The 16,839-nt window shown below is 63.2% G+C and carries 12 protein-coding genes and 1 pseudogene; 9 read left to right on the plus strand and 4 right to left on the minus strand.

Features of this window, described 5'->3' with window-relative positions:
• Positions 1 to 10: 10 nt before the first annotated feature.
• Genes F3J44_RS25355 through F3J44_RS25375 form a run of 5 tightly spaced genes read left to right on the plus strand, consistent with a single transcriptional unit; the run spans position 11 to position 4,045 of the window.
• Complete coding sequence (locus tag F3J44_RS25355) at positions 11 to 1,300, plus strand: Rieske 2Fe-2S domain-containing protein (protein ID WP_370526788.1); 1,290 nt, start codon at positions 11 to 13, stop codon at positions 1,298 to 1,300.
• Positions 1,297 to 1,776 carry an aromatic-ring-hydroxylating dioxygenase subunit beta gene (locus F3J44_RS25360; RefSeq protein WP_240158523.1) on the plus strand — a complete coding sequence of 160 codons (480 nt, stop codon included), beginning with the start codon at positions 1,297 to 1,299 and terminating at the stop codon, positions 1,774 to 1,776. The genes F3J44_RS25355 and F3J44_RS25360 overlap by 4 nt, the downstream gene beginning before the upstream one ends.
• Positions 1,777 to 1,787: 11 nt before the next feature.
• Positions 1,788 to 2,528 carry an SDR family NAD(P)-dependent oxidoreductase gene (locus F3J44_RS25365; protein WP_167277110.1) on the plus strand — a complete coding sequence of 247 codons (741 nt, stop codon included), beginning with the start codon at positions 1,788 to 1,790 and terminating at the stop codon, positions 2,526 to 2,528.
• A gap of 48 nt (positions 2,529 to 2,576) precedes the next feature.
• On the plus strand, positions 2,577 to 3,536 hold the full coding sequence (locus F3J44_RS25370; RefSeq protein ID WP_167277113.1) for a PDR/VanB family oxidoreductase: 960 nt from the start codon (positions 2,577 to 2,579) through the stop codon (positions 3,534 to 3,536).
• A gap of 11 nt (positions 3,537 to 3,547) precedes the next feature.
• Positions 3,548 to 4,045 (plus strand): flavin reductase, encoded by a 498-nt coding sequence (locus F3J44_RS25375; protein WP_167056500.1) that lies wholly within the window; start codon positions 3,548 to 3,550, stop codon positions 4,043 to 4,045.
• Between the two features lie 56 nt (positions 4,046 to 4,101).
• Here F3J44_RS25375 and F3J44_RS25380 read toward each other — a convergent pair whose 3' ends face one another.
• On the minus strand, positions 4,102 to 4,581 hold the full coding sequence (locus F3J44_RS25380) for a MarR family winged helix-turn-helix transcriptional regulator (protein WP_167056497.1): 480 nt from the start codon (positions 4,579 to 4,581) through the stop codon (positions 4,102 to 4,104).
• Between the two features lie 192 nt (positions 4,582 to 4,773).
• On the opposite strand from F3J44_RS25380, the gene F3J44_RS25385 reads away from it, so the two are divergent.
• Both F3J44_RS25385 and F3J44_RS25390 read left to right on the plus strand, forming a co-directional pair.
• Positions 4,774 to 5,886 carry an amidase gene (locus F3J44_RS25385; protein WP_167277116.1) on the plus strand — a complete coding sequence of 371 codons (1,113 nt, stop codon included), beginning with the start codon at positions 4,774 to 4,776 and terminating at the stop codon, positions 5,884 to 5,886.
• 272 nt (positions 5,887 to 6,158) lie between these two features.
• Positions 6,159 to 6,674, plus strand: a complete 516-nt coding sequence (locus tag F3J44_RS25390) for a nuclear transport factor 2 family protein (RefSeq protein WP_167277119.1) — start codon at positions 6,159 to 6,161, stop codon at positions 6,672 to 6,674.
• Between the two features lie 26 nt (positions 6,675 to 6,700).
• On the opposite strand, the gene F3J44_RS25395 is transcribed toward F3J44_RS25390, so the two are convergent.
• From F3J44_RS25395 to F3J44_RS25405, 3 genes and pseudogenes are all read right to left on the minus strand, one after another.
• On the minus strand, positions 6,701 to 9,112 hold the full coding sequence (locus tag F3J44_RS25395) for a TonB-dependent receptor (protein WP_167277122.1): 2,412 nt from the start codon (positions 9,110 to 9,112) through the stop codon (positions 6,701 to 6,703).
• 73 nt (positions 9,113 to 9,185) lie between these two features.
• The gene (locus F3J44_RS25400; RefSeq protein ID WP_167277124.1) at positions 9,186 to 10,124 is read right to left on the minus strand and encodes a FecR domain-containing protein; all 939 of its coding nucleotides are present in this window, start codon (positions 10,122 to 10,124) and stop codon (positions 9,186 to 9,188) included.
• Positions 10,124 to 10,633: pseudogene (locus F3J44_RS25405) on the minus strand (sigma-70 family RNA polymerase sigma factor); the annotation flags it as partial. The gene F3J44_RS25400 and the pseudogene F3J44_RS25405, both read right to left, overlap by 1 nt.
• Before the next feature lie 179 nt (positions 10,634 to 10,812).
• Between F3J44_RS25405 and F3J44_RS25410 the strand changes: the two are divergent.
• The gene (locus tag F3J44_RS25410) at positions 10,813 to 11,745 is read left to right on the plus strand and encodes a hypothetical protein (RefSeq protein ID WP_167277127.1); all 933 of its coding nucleotides are present in this window, start codon (positions 10,813 to 10,815) and stop codon (positions 11,743 to 11,745) included.
• Between the two features lie 31 nt (positions 11,746 to 11,776).
• Complete coding sequence (locus F3J44_RS25415; RefSeq protein ID WP_167277130.1) at positions 11,777 to 16,783, plus strand: RHS repeat-associated core domain-containing protein; 5,007 nt, start codon at positions 11,777 to 11,779, stop codon at positions 16,781 to 16,783.
• Positions 16,784 to 16,839: the final 56 nt, after the last annotated feature.

Genomic DNA, 16,839 nt, shown 5'->3' on the forward strand with positions numbered 1-16,839 from the left:
GAGAGGAGATATTCCCGTGACCAACCTGATTCCCGCCATCAACCTGGCAGTCGACCCAGCCGAGCTGGTGCAGGCCGACCGTGTCCACACCTCGCTCTACACCGACCCGGCGCTGTTCGACGCCGAGCTGGACAAGATTTTCCACAGCACCTGGATCTGGGTCGCCCACGAAAGCGAAGTGCCCGACGCCGGCAGCTATAAAACCACCTACATCGGCAAGCAGCCGGTGATCGTGGTGCGCGACCGCAAGAAAGGCATCAATGTGCTGCTCAACCGCTGCCGCCACCGTGGTGCCACCGTCTGCGAGCACAAGAAGGGCAAGACCAACAGCTTCGTCTGCCCCTACCACGGCTGGGGCTATGCCCTGGACGGCTCGCTGCGCGGCATCCCGCACCCGGAAAGCTACGGCGACTGCATCGACAAGGCCGAGCTACCCCTGGTCAGCCTGCGTACCGAAAGCTACGCCGGCATGGTCTTCGCCACCTTCAAGGACGACATCGAGCCGCTGCAGGACTTCCTCGGCGCCGCGAAGAAATGGATGGACCTGTTCATGAAACAGGGCGCCGGCTACGGCATCAAGGTGCCGGGCGAGCACCGTTTCCGCTTCCCCGGCAACTGGAAGATCCAGCTGGAAAATACCACCGACGCCTACCACTTCCCGCTGGTGCACAAGAGCTTCCTGTCCTCGGTCGACGAGCAAACCCTGGAGCTGTTCGACTTCGTCAAAGGCCCTGGCTACGTCGAGGACCTGGGCAATGGCCACAGCGTGATGGTGATGATCCCCGAGCTGGTGGACCTTGAAGCGGACCTGGACAAGCCGATCCCCGAGCGCTTCGAAGCCCTGGCCGCCGAGCTGCGTGACGAAGGCATCGAGGAGCAGCAGGTGCGCCGTATCGTGCGCGCAGTCGGAGGTTCGGGCTTCAACCTCAACCTGTTCCCCAACGTGGCCTGCTCGATGGCGTTCTTCCGCGTGCTGCAGCCGATTTCAGTGACCGAAACCGAGATCCACCACTCGGTGATCACCATGGACGGCGGCCCGGCCGCCGCCAACCGCTACCGCCTGCGCCTGCACGAGCACTTCCAGGGCCCGATGGGCTTCGGTACCCCGGACGATTCCGAGGCCTGGGAGCGGGTCCAGAAAGGCGCCAACGCCGGCGAGAACCTGTGGATCATGCTCAACCGTGGCCTGCCCGGCGAGAAGCCCACCCCTGATGGCCTGGTGTCCGATGTCAGTGCCGAAACCGGCATGCGTGCGGCGTACCAGCAGTGGAAGAAAATGATGACCGCGGAGGCCAAATGATGAACCTGAACCTGTTCAACGAAGTGACGGCCTTCATCTGGCAGGAAGGCGACATGCTCGACCACGGCGAGTACGACACCTGGCTCAACCTGTGGACCGCGAAAGGGACGTACATCATCCCCATCGACCCCAAGGAAACCGACTACGAAAATACGCTGAACTACGCCTACGACGACCACCACATGCGCGGCCTGCGCGTGCAGCGGTTGATCGGCGGCGAGTCGATCTCGACCAGCCCGCAGCCACGCACCGTGCGCACGATCTCGCGTATCCGCGTGCTGGGTGACGACGGCGTCAACGTCACCGTGCGCGCTGCGCAGAACATTCGCGAGTTCCGCAAGGAAAGCCTCAAGCACTACAGCGCCGACCTGACCTACACCCTGGTGCGCGCCGAAGGCGGTTTCAAGATTCACCGCAAGGTGATCAGCCTGATCAATAGCGACGATACCCTTGCCGGTATCGGCTACATCCTTTGAAGGAGGTGCTCATGAACCAAGTCGCATTGGTAACGGGCGCCGGGCAAGGCCTTGGGCAGCGCTTCTGCGCGCAGCTTCTGGCCGCAGGCTTCGATGTGGTGGTCTCCGACCGTGACCTGGCGCTGGCCGAAACCGCCGCCCGGGCGTTGCAGGGGCTTGGCGGGCGCACGCTGGCGGTAAAGCTCGACGTGGCTTCGAAAGGCGATTTCGAGCAGGCGTTGGCACAGGTGCTGGAGCACTTCGGTGCCTTGCACGTGATGGTCAACAACGCGGCGGTGACCAAGACCACGCCGCTGATGCAGATCACGCCGGAGGAATTCGACGCGGTGGTCGGCCTGAACCTGCGCAGCGTGTTCCTGGGGTGCCAGGTGTTGGGTGCGCACATGGCCGAGGCCGGTTACGGGCGGATCATCAACATGGCCTCGCTGGCCGGGCAGAACGGTGGTACCGCCACTGGCGCTCATTACGCCGCGAGCAAGGGGGCGATCGTCACCCTGACCAAGATCTTCGCCAAGGAGTTTGCAAGCCGTGGTGTCACCGTCAATGCCATTGCGCCCGGGCCGATCGACTCGCCCGCGGTGCGGGCGGCGGTTCCGGCTGAGCGCATGGAGGGGCTGCTGGCCAATATCCCGGTGCAGCGGCTGGGCGATGCCGACTTCCTCGGCCAACTGATCGTGCAACTGGCGCGGCCTGAAGCCTACTTCACCACTGGGGCGACCTGGGACGTGAACGGCGGGCTGTTCATGCGTTGAATTTTCCGCGGGCGCCTGGGCGCCCGCGATGTAATACGAGACACCGCCATGAAAGAAGAACTGTTGAATGTAGTCGTGCGCAAGCGCGAAATCCAAGGGGCCGATGTCGTCGTCCTGGACCTGGGCCGCGCCGACGGCGCAGCGCTGCCGGCCTTTGACGCGGGTGCCCATGTGGATATCCATGTTGCACCTGGCCTGGTGCGCCAGTACTCGTTGTGCAGCGATCCGGCTGATCCTTCGGTGTATCGGCTGGGGGTGTTGAAGGACCCCGCCTCGCGCGGCGGCTCGCTGGGCGTGCATGAGGCCATGCAGGAGGGGCGTGAGGTGCAGATCAGCACGCCGCGCAACTTGTTCCCCTTGGCCACCGACGCCAAACGTACGCTTCTGCTCGGGGGCGGCATTGGTATCACGCCCATGATCGCCATGGCGTTCTCGCTGCATCGGCAGGGCGCCGAGTTCGAGCTGCATTACTGTGGCCGTTCACGCACCCACAGCGCCTTCCTGGATGAACTGGCCAACGCTCCCTTCAGCGCCCGGGTGGTTACCCACTTCGACGACGAGGATTCTGCCCAGCGCCTGGACCTGGCTGCAGTACTGGGCAGCGGTACCGCCGGGACCCACCTGTACACCTGTGGGCCGGCAGGCTTCATGGACTGGGTAATGGCTGGCGCGCGCCAGCAGGGTTATGCCGAAGACCATATCCACAAGGAGTACTTCCAGGTGGAGGTGGACGCCAGTGGTGGCGGTTTCGAAGTGGTTGCTGCGCGCAGCAACAAGACGGTTCAGGTTGCCGAAGGGCAGAGCATTCTCGATGCCTTGGCCAAGGTCGGTATCAAGATCGACATTTCCTGCGAGCAGGGCGTGTGTGGCACTTGCATGTGCGAAGTGCTCGAAGGTGAGCCCGATCACCGCGACGTGTACCTGACAGACGAAGAAAAGGTCGCCAACGACCAGATTCTGGTGTGTTGCTCGCGCGCCAAGTCCAACAAGCTGGTGCTGGATATTTGAGGAGAACGACCATGGTAGACGTAACCCAATTTCGCAATGCAATGGCGATGCTCGGTGGCGCCGTGTCGGTCATCACCACCGATGGGCCTGCCGGGCGCTTCGGCTTCACGGCCTCGGCCGTGTGCAGCGTCACCGATTCGCCACCCACCTTGTTGGTGTGCATGAACCGGTCTTCGTACTCCAACGAGCAGTTCAAGGCCAACAAGGCGTTGTGCGTGAACGTGTTGGCCAGTACTCACCAGGCGTTGTCGGGCGCATTCGCCAACCGCAACCTGAACATGGACGAACGCTTCGCCACCACGCACTGGACGGTGCTGGAGAGCGGGGCGCCGGTGATGCAGGAGGCCTTGGTGAATTTCGATTGCCGTATCGCCCAGGTTCACGAAGTGGGTTCGCACAGCATTTTCTACTGCGAGATCCAGGACATTCGCCACGGTGGCGCCGACGATGGGTTGGTCTATTTCAACCGCGCCTACCATCGCCTTGGAGACGCCTCCAAGGCGTGCTGACAGCGCAACAGGTTTGCCGCTTCGCCCAGTGGCTCGCTGGGCTTTTTTTCCAGGCCCTAGAAGGTGTCGAGATTGTGAAACACCACTTCGAGCATCTGGTTCAGGCGCTGTACTTGAGCCTGCGTAAGGCCTTTGAAACTGCGCTGGAACAGCTCGCGGGTCACGTCCTGCATGCGTTCGATCATCAGCAGCCCTTGCTCGGTGATCTGCACCTGGGTGACCCGACCGTCTTCCGGGCTAGGGGCCGTTTCGACCAGGCCGTCGTCTTTCATCCGGTAGACGATCTTGGTGGTGGTGGAAAGCTTGGCGATGGCGTGGGTGGAGATTTCCGAAATGCTCGATTGGCCGTTCTCGTTGAGGATCCAGAGCACGCGCCAACGGGGCACGTCCAGGTCGACCTTCTTCAGCAGGCGTTCCATGTTCTGGGTGTAACGCCCGTGAACGCGGGCGAGCCAGTAAAACGGGAAATCTTCCTTGCGAAATTCATCGCTGGCAGGGTCGTGGTGAGCATGGCCTTTGGGTTTCGAGTTACTCATGGGGTCACTACGTGTGCGGAAATAGTCGCGCCATCATAGCCGGTTCAGCGAATTTGGCCATCTTCAAGGGCCCTGGCAATCGGCATTTGCAGCGCGATTTTATTGGAATATTCAGTTGACATTTCATGTGAATATTAATTATGTCACTCGCCGGATTGCTCCGGCGCTCATTCATGAAAAGGGCGGCTCAGAATGACAATTATCGTTGAAACCCTTGACCTGGGTGGCACTGGCCTGCGGGTCGTTGTCAAGGACACCATCGACGTCGCCGGGACCGCAACCCGGGCATCGAGCAAATCGCTCGAACAGGCGCCGCTGGCCGCGCAGCATGCTGATGTGGTGGCCAACCTGCTGGCCGCCGGTGCCCGCTTGACGGCCAAGGTGAGCCTCCATGAGCTGGCGTTCGGCACAACGGGCATCAACCACTACACCGGCACCGCCATGAACCCGAAGTACCCTGGGCGGATTCCTGGCGGATCGTCCAGTGGTTCGGCGGCGGCGATTGCCGCTGGCCTGGCTGATTTCAGCCTGGGCACCGACACGGGCGGTTCGGTGCGCATTCCAGCCTGCTGCTGTGGGGTGTTCGGTTTCAAACCGACCTTTGGCCGGGTCAGCCGCAAAGGCGTGATGCCCAGCCGCACCAGCCTCGACTGCGTTGGGCCGTTCGCCGCAAGTTTGCCGATGCTGGTGCGTGCCATGGCCCTGATCGACCCCACGTTCGTACCGGCCCAAGTGCCGCGTGAAGCCAGGGTGGGGGTGCTTCGTGTAACGGCCGAGGCGGCGATCCAGAAGGTTGTGCATGGCGCACTCACTGCCAGTGGCCTGAGCCTTGGCAATGTTGAGTTCAAGCACTTCGGTGCGGCCTACGATGCCGGCATGGTGGTCATCAACCGTGAAACCTTCGATGCCTGTGGCCACCTTCTGGCAACCGGCAATGTTGGCGCAGATATCGCCGGGCGGCTGGCAGCGGCGGGGCAAACGACCGACACGGCGCTGGCCGAGGCAGAGCAGGTGCGCCGGCGCTTCACCGAGGAGGTGGACCTTGCGTTGACCCGATTCGATGTCCTGGCGCTGCCAACCATGCCGGATTTTCCGTTGCGTATCGAAGACGCTGGCGATACACGGGCTGTACTCGGCATGACGTCGCTGGTACGGCCTTTCAACCTCTCCGGCCATCCCGCACTGACCATCCCATTGGGCAGCGAGGCGGGCCTGCCGGTGGGGCTGCAGCTCATCGGAGCCAAAGGCGCCGATGAAAAGTTGCTGGCCGTTGCCGAACGCTTGCTGCAGAACCTCCATGGGTAGGTGCGAGCGCAGCCCGGTGTGTTGAGCCGCGAAGCGGTAACCCTGGGGCCGCTGCGCGCCCCATCGCGAGGCGCCAGATTGCGTTTTCAAGCGCGCACGCTGCACCTGGTAGGAGCGAGCGCAGCTCGCGATGGGCTGCAAAGCAGCCCCGGCGTGATGAGCCGCGAAGCTGCAACCTTGGGGCCGCTGCGCGCCCCATCGCGAGCTACGCTCGCTCCTACAAAGATATGTTTTAAATCAGATGGTTACGATTTATCCATAGGACCTTGCCCATGACCGAGATTGCCGAACTGCGCGAGCGCTTGCGCCGCTTTGAAAGCCAGCAAGCCATGCGGGTTTGCATCAACCGCTACATGGCCTTGTGCGATACGCTGGATGCCACCACGCCGCTGGAGGAATTGGCGCAACTGTTCACCCGCGACGCCGTATGGGAAGGCAAGGGTGCCAAATACGCTTCCAGCTTCGGTGGCTACCGTGGCCGCGAGGCCATCAGGGCGATGTTCGCCACCTACATGAAGACACCCGCACACTTCGCCCTCAACGTGCACTTCCTGACCAGCGAGGTCATCGAAGTCGATGGCCACCAAGGGCAGGCAACCTGGGTAATGCTCCAGACCAGCACATTCAGCGACGGTGCCTCCCACCTCAACGCCGCACGCCTGACGGTGCGCTTCGAACTGGAAGAGCAGCAGTGGCGCATGGCGCACTTCCAGACCGAAAACCTGTTCAGCCGCCCGGTCACGGCCTGGAACAGTGATGCCGCGCTGCCGGTGCCTGACAGGGGGTAGCCCGCTGCAACTGGCTCCAGGCCAAGTCAGAACTCCAGCTGCGCCGAGAACGCCAGGGTACGTGGATCGCCCAGGTAGCTGCTGTTGAGCCAGTATTTCTTGTCCGTCAGGTTGCTCAGGTTCATGCGCAGGGTCAGGTTGTTGTCGCCCAGCGGCAACCGATACCGTGCGCCTGCATCAAAGGTGGTGAACGACGGCAGGCTGTAGTGGTTGGCCTCGTCGGTGTACTGCCTGCCCGTGTAGAACGCACCACCGGTGATGGCCAAGCCTGGCGCCGAGGCCACATCGTATTCGGCATACACCTTGGCCATTTGCTTGGCCACGTTGATCGGCGCGTTGCCATTGTTAGCCGCCGTGGCACCCTTCTTCACCTCAGGGTCGATCAGGGAGAAACCGCTGACCAGTGTCAACTGCGGGGTGACCTTGCCGGTAACGCTGAACTCCAGGCCGTTGTTTTCCTGGCGCCCATCCTGAACGTACACCCGCGAGGCGTTGGTGTAGGCATTGGGTTTGTCGATATTGAACAGGGCCAGGGTCACCAGTGTTTCCCCAAGCGTCGCCTTGGCACCGATTTCGTATTGCTTGCTGATTTGCGGCGCCAGGGCACTGCCGGCATTGATCGCCCTGGCCGGGGCTACGCCGCCACTTTGCAAGCCTTCGATGTAGGTGACGTAGGTCGTCAACCAGGGCACGGGCTTGTAGATCAGCGAGACGTTGGGGGAGGTTGTGCGCTTGTCGTACTCCGTTTTGCGCGGGATGGCCGAATAGACGAAGTCGTTGTTGTAGGCGCTGATCTGGGTGTGGGTTGCGCCGAGGATCGTCGACCACTGTTCGTTGAAGGTGATGATGTCGCCAACCAACAGGTTGTGGGTGTCGGTGGTGCTGGAAATGTGCTGCGCACCATGGCCGATGGAGTAAGCAGGCTGGCTGACCTGCGGCTGGCTGTCCAGCGAGATGGCCGAGCCGGTGACCGAGGTGTATTGCTGGCTCGGGATGTGGTCCTGGTACATCAGGCTGCGCGCGCTGTTGCCCTGGTAACCCAGGGTGACCTTGTGCTCCAGCGGGCCTGTGGCGAACTGCGAGTCGAGGAACAGGTAGCCGGAGTATTCCTGGGTATCGAGCGGGGCGAACGCATACAGCGGTTGCGTGTATTTTCCAGGCGCATCGACCTGAGGGCCGGTGTAGGTGTACTCCTGGGTGTATTGCTGCGCCGCGAAGGCTGCACGCAGGCTGAAGGTATCGTTCAGGCGCCACTTGGCGCGCACGCCGGCCTTGTCGGTGACGTTGTCGGAGAACGCCCAGCGCTGGCTGTAGAGTTTGTCGGTGTGCAGGGACGCGGCGCTTGGGCGCAAGGCCTGGTTGGCGAAGTACCAGTAGCTGGTCAGCCCGCTGGTGCGGCTTTCTTTGTGGGAGGCGTCGAACTGCACTTGCAGGTCGTCGCTGACGTTCCAGTCCAGGGCCAGGCTGACCATGTGCCGGCGGCGCTTTTGCAGGTCGATGGCGGTTTCGCCATCCTGCGTCAGCACGTTGAGCCGGTAGGCGAACTTGCCTTCGCTGTCGATGGGCCCACCGAAGTCGCCGTGCAGGTAGTAGTTTTCGCCCCCGGCATTGCCGAGCGTGACGCTGTTGTAGCGCTGGTAGGTCGGGCGCTTGAGCACATAGTTCACCAAGCCGCCGGGAGACGCCGGGCCATACAGAAAGCCTGTGAGCCCGGTTACCACTTCCAGCTGCTCGGTGTCTTCGATGAAGTTGCCAGCATCGGCCTGGGTGCTGAAGCGCAGCCCGTCGTTGGCAATGTTCAGGCTGGCCGAGCTGCCGAAACCGCGAATGGTCACCGCACTGGCGTACCCGGCACTCTTGGGCGAATAAAGCTGGGTGAACGGGTGGTGCTTGAGCACATCGTCGGTCGAAGTCGCCAGCAGGTTCTTGAGCAGCGCCTGGGACGTCACGCTGATCGAGTAGGGCGTGTCCTGCAGCTTCATGCCGCCCAGTGCACCGACACTGCTGATGTTCTCGCTGACATAGCCGGCCGCCGCCGAGCCGTCTGCGCGCTGGCCATTGATATGCACGTCCGGCAGCGTCAGCGCGCCCGTTTCATCCGCGCTGACCTTGACCAGCCCATACACCCGCTCCCCAAGCTCGACCGCGGCCAGCCCGGAACCGGCCAGCAGGGTGGCAAAGCCCTGGCCCACGCTGTAGTCGCCCTGAAGCCCAGCAGTGCTCAGCCCCTGAACCATGGCGGGAGTGAACTGCACCGTGATCTTGGCCTGGGCGCTGAATGCGGTCAGTGCCTGGCTCAGGCTCGCGGGCTCGACACTGTAGCGGTGAGCGGCTGAATCCGCCTGGGCCTGCAGCGGTTGCATGGCCAGGGCCAGCGTAAGCAGCGAGAGGGCGAGCGTACTGCCCAGGGCCGACCGGGGAAAGGAGGGGTGCGTCATGGAGCGAGGTGTCCTTAAGAGATAACGGATTGCTAGCTAGGACGGACACCGAAAGAAAACGGGCCAAAAAAAATCACGCTCTGCTGATCGTCACCCAATAGCGGGTGCGGTAGGTCACCTTGACCGCCAAAGTCGTCGGTAATGCGGCAAGGATGGCATCGGTGTTGTCGAGCTGGAAGCCACCGCTGATGCGCATACCCGCAACAGCGTCGTCACAGTGCAGGCGACCGCTGCGATAGCGGGCCAGTTCGCCAATGAACGCCTTCAGCGACAGGTCATCGGCCACCAGTTGCCCGAGCGTCCAGGCTGCCGCCTGCTGGCTGGCCTTGCGCAATGGCCCGAAGGCATTGTCACTGAACAGGCGTTGCTGGCCGGCTTCGACCACCTGTGGCGCCCCCCTTGAAGGTGTTGCGCGAACGCTGCCGGCAAACACGGCAAGCTGCGTCGTCCCTTCGAACTGGCGTACGCTGAAGCGCGTCCCCAAGGGTTGCATCACGCCCTGTTCGCTGATGACCCGCAAAGGGCGGCCATGGGCGTCAGCGCCAGTGCTCACCATGATTTCTCCCCGCAGCAGGCGAATCATCCGCTGCTCGGCATCGAAGCGCACATCGATGGCCGTGTCGGTGTTCAGGTTGATCACGCTGCCATCGGCAAGCGTCATCTGCTGGCGCTCACCCACCACGGTACGGTAATCGGCCATCCAGCCCTGGCGCGTACCGAAGCGGTAGCCCAGGTAGCCGGCGGGGGCGATTGCGGCCAGCACCAGCAGGGCTTTCAGGGCCTGGCGCCGCTCTCGGTTCAGGGTGCCCCGGGCGATGGCGGTAGGCACGCCGCCCAGCTGTTGTTGCACCTGTTGCATGCGCTGCCAGGCCCGTTCATGTTCAGGGTCGGTTTGCCGCCAGCGCTCGCAGGCCTGCTGTTGCGCGGTGCTCAGGGGGTGTTCGTGCATCAGCACGAGCCAATGCGCTGCCTGGCGCGCGACTTCACGGCTGATGGGGGTGGGGGCGGGCATCAAAAGCCTACGTCATTCAGAATGCAGGCTTCGAAGGCACTGGCCATGTGGCGCTTGACCGTGCGTTCACCGATGCCCAGTTGCGCTGCGATCTGCAGGTAGGTGAGGCCGTCCAGCTGGGCCAGCAGAAACACCCGGCGCACCACCGGTTTCATCTGGTCGAGCAAGGCATCGAGCTGGTGCAGCGTCTCGCGCATTTGCCATTGCTCTTCCGGCGACAGATTGAAGGCTTCTGGCATCGTGGCGAGCATGTCGAGGTAGGCGCGCTCCAGCGACTGGCGGCGGAAATAGTCGCAGACCAGCCGCTTGCCCACGGTTGCCAGATACGCGCGCGGGCGTTCCAGGGGTAACGTTTCGCCGGTCTTGCGTTGCACGGTGAGCAGGCGCAGGAAGGTTTCCTGGGCCAGGTCTGCGGCCTGGCTGTTGCAGCCCAGCCGGCGATAGAGCCAGGCCGTCAGCCAGCTTCTTTGCTCTGTGTACAAAAGCCCCAGCCAATCGTCACTCACGCGGTGTCCCCCCGAACAGGCGAAGAATAATAATTGATAACTATTCTCATATCAATGCGAGGGCGTGCTGCTGGGTAGAGGGGCATTTGCTGCTTTTACCGTGGCCATGGCCGTAGTTATTCACCCACCATCATGCTTCGCGGATGGGCTCAATGGCGGCATCTCCAACCAAGGTGCCTTTCATGAGCAATCCCCAAGCCTACCTGTGGCTTCGCCGTTTCCGTGTCGACATCACCTCGCATTCCAACCGCGTGTACGCCAACGGTCATCAAGAAGTCGAAGTGACCGTGACCGTCGAGCCTCGTGAGGGGCAAAGCCTCGACGACCAGCAAATGGCGTCTATCAGCCTGGTGCAGATCGATGACCAAGGCCAACTGCACCACCTCGACGGTGAACTGTTCGCCCTGGATGAACGCGACCCGCGCTTCGAGTACCACAGTGCCTCAGGCTTTCTGCCCGCCACGCTGCCCAGCGCATCCAGGCAGACCCGGCGGCGGCGTTTCTACGTCAGCTCCACACGCCCGGGCGGCAGCCTCGATACCGTGTACGCCAGTATCTGGATGGCCGACGGCGAACGTTTCGTCAGTAATGAGGGCTTCTTCAGGTCTTCGGTGACGATAGAGTCGGTGCCCCCGTTGCGCCTGGGCAAGGAACATTTCGAGCTGTTGCGCGATGACGTGGCCGCCCAGCCCCTGGAAGGCGGCCACTTCGACCTCGACCTGTACACGCTGGGGTTCAAAGACCCGAACCTGCGAATCATCGAGAGCCGCTGCTACGCCACGCCCAGTGCCAGTGAGTACTACGAGGGCTACGTCGACAACCGGCCGGCGTTGCAGCTGGGCGGCCCCTATCGGGCGGACAGTTTTTTTCACTACGCCTTTGCCGTCGGCCCCACGTTCACGTGGCGGGCTTACGGGGAACAAGTGGTGATCAACCGAACCCCCGGGACGATGAATTTCATTCGGGTGCTGAACGTCGATTACGACAAACCGGGTTACCCCGAAATACGCCGAATCAGCCGCTGGGGGCTTTTGGACCAGCAGGGCAACGAGCACATCATCGAGATGCAGCCCGCTGCCAAGGGCAACCTGATCGACTTTCGCATCGGTCAATGACCGCCTCTGTCACAACCCCCCATGGCCGCCTATGTCAACCGAGCAGATTCATACCCAAGCGTTTAATTTTTCCGACCACTTCAAGTGTGGGGTAGACCCACGCACCGGCCAATTTACCTTGGCGCTGGCGTTGCCCTTGGCAGCGGGCAACCAGTTGCGTGGGCCCAGCCTGTCGCCAAACCTGTCGTTCAACACCCTCACATCGGCCATTGACAAGGGTTATGGCCTGGGGTGGTCGCTGCACGTCTCAGAGGTTGACCTGGACCCGGAGTATCCCGTGCTCAACCTGGCCAGCGGCGAGCGCTTTGCCATTGACCTGTCGGCCAGCGACCTCAGCGGCAGCGCACCCTGGCCGCTGGTGGATCAGAAGCTTGAAGTCGTGCGCCTGAGCCGGCAGGTGGACGGGCGCTTGCGCCTGGACCACAAGCGCGGCGATTGCGAGCTCTTGCGCCAGCATGGCGACAGCCCCCGCTATGTGCTGGACGAAATACACTCGCCGCTGGGCGACAAGCTGTTCGTCGACTGGTCGCCCGCCACCGATGGCCCGCCTCAGTTGGCCCGTGTGCGCGACGAACAACGCATCTTGCTCAGCGTGAACCGCAGCCCCGGCCTGGTCCGTTTGGCGCTCAACCCCGGCACGGCGCAGGCCAGCGAGATCGAGCTGCACCTGAGCAACGACACGCTTACCCAGATCAAGCTACCGGGCGCGCAAACGCCCCTGTGCATCGAGTATGAACAGGCCACGCTGGAAAGCGGGCACACGCTGTTATTGCCCTGCGAGTGCACAAGCCCACTGGGCGCTCGCGACAGCCTGCACTGGGCCCAGGGCCGTGAGGGTCACCAGTTGCCCGCTGGCTCCCCGCTGGCGTCACTGCCGCGTATCACCGGTTGGACGCACTCGACCGGGGTGCCGGGCAATGACAGGCACCATCAGTACGACTGGTTGGGCGACCATAACTTCCTGGGTTATGCCAGTGAACAGCCACATGCCTATCAAGCAGGCCAGGACAACCTGTATCAGGCGAGCAGTGATTACCGTTACCAGGTCACCGAAACGATCAACGATGACCAAGGCCAGCAACAGGCGTGCATCATCCGCACCTGGAACCGCTTTCACCTGCTGGCAAGCCAGAGCCGGCGCCAAGGCGCCTGTGAAGTACAAGAGCGGACCGTTTACGGTGAAGTTCCCGACCTTGCCTGGGCCGAGCAACCCGTGCACTGCCAATTGCCTGTGGAAACCGTGACCACCTACCTTGACCACACCCAGCCCAGTAGCGAGCGCAGCGAACGCACCGTTTTCCACTACGACCCGCTAGGTAACCTGCTGCAGGTCGAGCACCCCAGCGGCGTGCAGGAACGCCATACCTACCATCCGGCCGAGGGTAACGCCGACTGCCCGGCCGATCCGCTGGGCTGGGTGCGTCACCTGGCTTCCTCCAGCGTGCACCCCGCGTCCGCCGCATCACCGGCCCCTGTGCTGTGCGACCGCTTTCGCTATCTGGCAATCCCCTCATCGATTGCAGGCGCCCCTGCACATGTGGCGCTGCTGAGCCAGGAAAGCCGGGACAACAGCGCAGGGGCGCTGTTGAAACGGGTCGAACTGGCCTACAACCTGACACCTGGCACTTTCTATGGCTACCAGGCTCAGCAGGTCACCACGCTAGGGGGCAAGCCCACCTGCCACCAGCACAACTACCGCCTCGACGGCGACACCCTGGTGACCGAAACCAGCGTGATCGGTTTCGAGGACGACGAACTCAACCGCGCGACTTCCAGCACTGGCCATTGCCTGGTGACCGGCGCCATCACCTGGGAGCGCAGCGCCAACGGAGCCTGCGCGCATTTCACCTACGACCAGGCCGGGCGTTTGACCCACACCGTGATGGCAAGGGGCAGCGCCCATGAACAGCAGCGTCTGGTTCGCTACCACCTCAACGATGCCGTGGCCCACGCACGCGCGGCTGCCGAGGCGGGGCCGCGCAACATGGTCGAGCAGGTAGACGTGACTGGCCGTCGCCAACGTCAATGGCTGGACGGCGATGGCCGCACAGTCCGGGTGCAGCTGGAGGACCTGGACCATGCGCCCGACGTGTTTCGCGACATCAACCACTACCGCTTCGACGCGCTGGGCCGCCTGGCAGGCGAAACGGCTTTGGACTGGCTGGGCGAGCGCAGGCCGGCGCTATGCCTGACCAGCACCTATCGCTACGACGGTTGGGGCAACTTGTGCCTGCACACCGGCGCGCAAGGGGTCGAGCATCACATCAGGCACGATGTGATCGCACGCCGCACCGAACAATGGCGGGCGGCAGGCAGCCTGCTTGGCCCGCGGCAAGTCAGCCTGGCCGATGCTGCCGGGCGTGTGGTGGAATGCCAGTGGCTCGATGCCACTGGCCAGTTGCTGAGAAAGGTGCAGCTCGAACACGATGGGCTGGGCCGGGTAACCCGGCAACATCTGTTGCTTGGGGAATTGCCGCACAGCACCTTGGGATTACGCCATGATGGCTTCTCACGGCTGGTCGAGCAGCAACTCGCCGACGGTGCCACCCTCAATTGGCACTATGCCCCCCACAGTGACGGCCATCATCCTGAGGCCGTTACCCTGCGCGCCAGTGTCAGCCCGCCAGCCCTGGCAACACCGATCACGCTTGGCCGCCAGGTGTTCGATGGCCTTGGGCGACAACGCTCGGTGAGCGTGGGGGGCTACACCACGCATTACCGGTACCAGGCAGGGCAGCTGCCGCCGCGCAGCAACGTGCTGGCCGACGGCAAGCGCCTGGCCTACACCTACAGCCCAGACTTGGACAATGCCCTGCTCAGCGTCACCGCAGACGGTGCGCCACAGCAGCAACTGCTTTATCACCCCACGCTTGCAACGCCCCTGCAGGCCGACGGCGCCCAAGGCCAACAACGCTGGGCGTTTTCCAATGCCGGGTTGGTCCAGCGCGATACCTGGGAGGTCAATGGCGATGCCGCCAGCAGCCAGTGGCAGTATTCGCTCAGAGGCCTGCCCTTGAGCCTGGTCGACGCCGCAGGTGTCCAGCATGAGCGTGAATATGATGCGTTCGGGCGCCTGAGCAGGGTGGTGGTGGGCGAGGTCCGCACGCAGTTGCGATACGACCCACTGGCACGCTTGGCCAGCCAGACCACGACCGACCTCAGCAATGGCCGCCAGTTGATCAAAGCGCTGAGCTATGACGGCATGGGGCGCGAGCACCAGGTGCGGTTCATCACGAACCAAGGTGAGGGCCAGCAGACTTACCTTCAGACCCTCCTGTATGACGGGCTCGACCAGTTGGTGTCGCGCACCTGGCAACACGGGGACACCCACGGCCAAGAACATTTCGAATACGACCAGCGCTGCCGACTGGTGCGCTACACGGCCAATGCCGATGCCGCGCCAGCGGACCCCTACGGCAACCCGATCGTCGAGCAACGGTTCACCTTCAATGCCCTGAATGGTCATCAGCAAGTCACCAGCACCTTTGTCGACGGCAGCCAGGACATCGCCCGTTACAGGTACGCCTCGCAAGACCCGACCCAAGTCATCGCCATCAGCCACACGCACCCCAGTTGGCCTGCTCGTATCGAACTGACTTACGACGCCTGTGGGCGGCTTAGCAGCGACAGCCTGGGCCGCCGCCTGGCCTGGGATGCCCACGGCCGCCTGGTGCGCGCCGAATACGGCAGGGATGTTTGCCTGTATCGCTACAACGCCAGCGGCCAGCTGTGCGAGCGTGAGCTCAATGGTACTTCCACCCGCAGCTTCCACGCCGGTGCTCAGCTCACCCATGAACGCAGCGCTGGCCAGGGCCTGAACCTTGCCAGCGACGGTCAGGCATTGTTTGCCAGCGTCCCCTTCGGCGCGCAGGCTGGCAGCGCCACGCTGCTGGGGTGCGATGCCCAGGGCAGCGTGCGCCTGCAGCTGGGGGATGAGCCAACCACCCTGCGTTACTCAGCCCATGGCAGCGGCCAGCCGCAGGCACCGTTTGGCTTTGCCGGGAACCGTTGCGAGCAACCTTTCGGCTGGTACCTTGTTGCAGGCTACCGGCCCTATGACCCGCTGCTGATGCTGTTTCTGAGCCCAGACAGCGAAAGCCCCTTCGGTGTCGGTGGTATCAATCCCTATGCCTACTGCGCCGGCGACCCGGTGAACCGTGTCGACCCAGACGGGCATAACTGGGTGGCCTGGACCGTTGCCGGCCTGGGCCTGGCGGCAGGCGTGCTGGCGACCCTGGCCAGTGCGGGTACGGCGGCGCCCGCCCTATGGGGCGCTATCAGCGCAGGCCTGGGCACGTTGACCACCAGCGGCATGATCGCCATTGGCAGCGCCTCGCTCAGCGCGCTTTCGCTAGGCACCGGTATCGCCAGCCTGGCATTGCAGAGCGCAGGCGTCGAACCGCGGGCTGCCGAAGTATTGGGTTGGCTCTCTTTGGGCAGTGGCTTGGCCAGCTCAGCCCTGACCCTGGCACCACAAGCTGCGAGGCTGTTGCACCGGCTGGCCAGCACGCCGGTGCGGGCGACACCGGCCCAGCAATCGCCGTCACCCGTCAAGTTCGTTCGCGGCTATGCCGATGTGCTGTACAGCGAGGGGCTGGAAAACGACGTGGCCTTCCACCGCAATGTCTGGGGCCAGGGCTATACCGCGTTCGAAACCCATGGTTCGCCTGGCGGCAAATTGATGAATGCACAAGGGCGCATGGAAAACGCCCGGCAGGTGGCGCTGCGGGAGATCGCCCCGAGGCACCAGCAACTGGGCACGCCCGCCAGCCAGCCGATGGTGTTGCTGGCCTGCAAGGGCGGGCGCAGTGGTGCGGCGCAGCAGTTGGCCGATGTGTTGCGCAGGCCGGTGTATGGTTACGACAACGTCATTTATGTGATGCGGGCCAGTTTCATGAAGAGCCTCGACACCGGGGCCGCCTTCAACATTCCGCTGCAGCGCATGCCATGGTGGCGGCGCTTGCCGGGTGCTCACAGCCCGTCGATCAGCATGCCAGGCTTCGAAATCGCCTCGGGTCGCACGTACTATCCGCATTGAAGTGGCCGGTTACCCGCGTGTGGTGCATACCGTACGCGGGTGCTTCCTGGTCTGGG

Origin of the sequence: Pantoea sp. Tr-811, from assembly GCF_011752535.1 — a bacterium.
Taxonomy (GTDB): domain Bacteria; phylum Pseudomonadota; class Gammaproteobacteria; order Pseudomonadales; family Pseudomonadaceae; genus Aquipseudomonas.

What these genes read in the sequence shown, in the direction of transcription:
- F3J44_RS25360 (WP_240158523.1), top strand. Translation starts at nt 1,297, where the DNA reads ATGATGAACCTGAACCTGTTCAACGAAGTGACGGCCTTCATCTGGCAG.
- F3J44_RS25365 (WP_167277110.1), top strand. Translation starts at nt 1,788, where the DNA reads ATGAACCAAGTCGCATTGGTAACGGGCGCCGGGCAAGGCCTTGGGCAG.
- F3J44_RS25370 (WP_167277113.1), top strand. Translation starts at nt 2,577, where the DNA reads ATGAAAGAAGAACTGTTGAATGTAGTCGTGCGCAAGCGCGAAATCCAA.
- F3J44_RS25375 (WP_167056500.1), top strand. Translation starts at nt 3,548, where the DNA reads ATGGTAGACGTAACCCAATTTCGCAATGCAATGGCGATGCTCGGTGGC.
- F3J44_RS25380 (WP_167056497.1), bottom strand. Translation starts at nt 4,581, where the DNA reads ATGAGTAACTCGAAACCCAAAGGCCATGCTCACCACGACCCTGCCAGC.
- F3J44_RS25385 (WP_167277116.1), top strand. Translation starts at nt 4,774, where the DNA reads ATGACAATTATCGTTGAAACCCTTGACCTGGGTGGCACTGGCCTGCGG.
- F3J44_RS25390 (WP_167277119.1), top strand. Translation starts at nt 6,159, where the DNA reads ATGACCGAGATTGCCGAACTGCGCGAGCGCTTGCGCCGCTTTGAAAGC.
- F3J44_RS25395 (WP_167277122.1), bottom strand. Translation starts at nt 9,112, where the DNA reads ATGACGCACCCCTCCTTTCCCCGGTCGGCCCTGGGCAGTACGCTCGCC.
- F3J44_RS25400 (WP_167277124.1), bottom strand. Translation starts at nt 10,124, where the DNA reads ATGCCCGCCCCCACCCCCATCAGCCGTGAAGTCGCGCGCCAGGCAGCG.
- F3J44_RS25410 (WP_167277127.1), top strand. Translation starts at nt 10,813, where the DNA reads ATGAGCAATCCCCAAGCCTACCTGTGGCTTCGCCGTTTCCGTGTCGAC.
- F3J44_RS25415 (WP_167277130.1), top strand. Translation starts at nt 11,777, where the DNA reads ATGTCAACCGAGCAGATTCATACCCAAGCGTTTAATTTTTCCGACCAC.